The organism is Mesorhizobium sp. M7A.F.Ca.CA.003.01.2.1, from assembly GCF_003998945.1.
GTDB classification, from domain to species: domain Bacteria; phylum Pseudomonadota; class Alphaproteobacteria; order Rhizobiales; family Rhizobiaceae; genus Mesorhizobium; species Mesorhizobium ciceri.
This window is the reverse complement of sequence record NZ_RZRA01001421.1, coordinates 1-887: the sequence shown is the minus strand read 5'-3', so window position 1 is coordinate 887 and position 887 is coordinate 1. Positions and strand designations below refer to the sequence as shown.

General features: G+C 65.5%; 1 protein-coding gene. It reads right to left on the bottom strand.

Annotated elements, in window-relative coordinates:
- Nucleotides 1-887 (bottom strand): molybdenum ABC transporter ATP-binding protein (gene modC / locus EN969_RS33170; protein WP_127419850.1); only part of this gene is annotated, 887 nt, incomplete at both ends.

Genomic DNA, 887 nt, shown 5'->3' with positions numbered 1-887 from the left:
GACTGTTCGGTGATGCGGGAAAGCACGGTTGCGCCATTGCAGTCGATACCGCCCTCGACCGCCGGTCCCTCGCCGGGGCTCATCGCGGTAATGGTTCCCGGCAGGATGTTGAGCGCGCTGAGACCCCTCGGCTTTTCGGTGGCGATCATCACATCGCGGGCGCGGATACGGATGCGCACCGGCGTACCTGTCTTCATCGCCAGCTGTGGCACCCGGAGCTCGCCCGCAGCCGAGCCGAGCACGGTCATGCCGAAACTCTCGTCGTGATGCAGCACCTTGGTGTCCAGCACGGCGCCGCCCTCACCGCGCTCCTCCGCCGGCAACAGGTCGAGCCTTTGCATCACCGCCTCGGTCGGCCCGCTGGCAACGACATTGCCCTGCGCCAGCATCACCACGTCGCTGGCCAGCCGCGCCACTTCGGCGACCGAATGACTGACATAGACGATCGGGATTTTGATCTCGTCGCGCAGCCTTTCGACATAGGGCAGGATTTCGGCCTTGCGCGCCTCGTCGAGCGAGGCCAGCGGTTCGTCCATGAGCAGCAGTCTGGGGCTGGCAAGCAATGCCCGGCCGATCGCCACACGCTGTTTCTCGCCACCTGAGAGCTTTGCCGGCCGCCTGTTCATGAGCGGCCCGATGCCGAGCAGGTCGACGACGGCATCGATATCGGCGTAGCGCTCCGCCGGCGGCGTGAACCAGCGGCCGTAGCGAAGATTGCCGGCAACGCTCAAATGCGGAAACAGCCTTGCGTCCTGGAACACCATGCCGATGCGGCGCTTGTGCTTCGGCACGAAAATGCCGGCACCGGTATCGACCAGCACACGGCCGTCAACCTCGATGCGTCCCTTGTCGGGCCGGATCAGCCCGGCAATCATGCCGATCAGCGT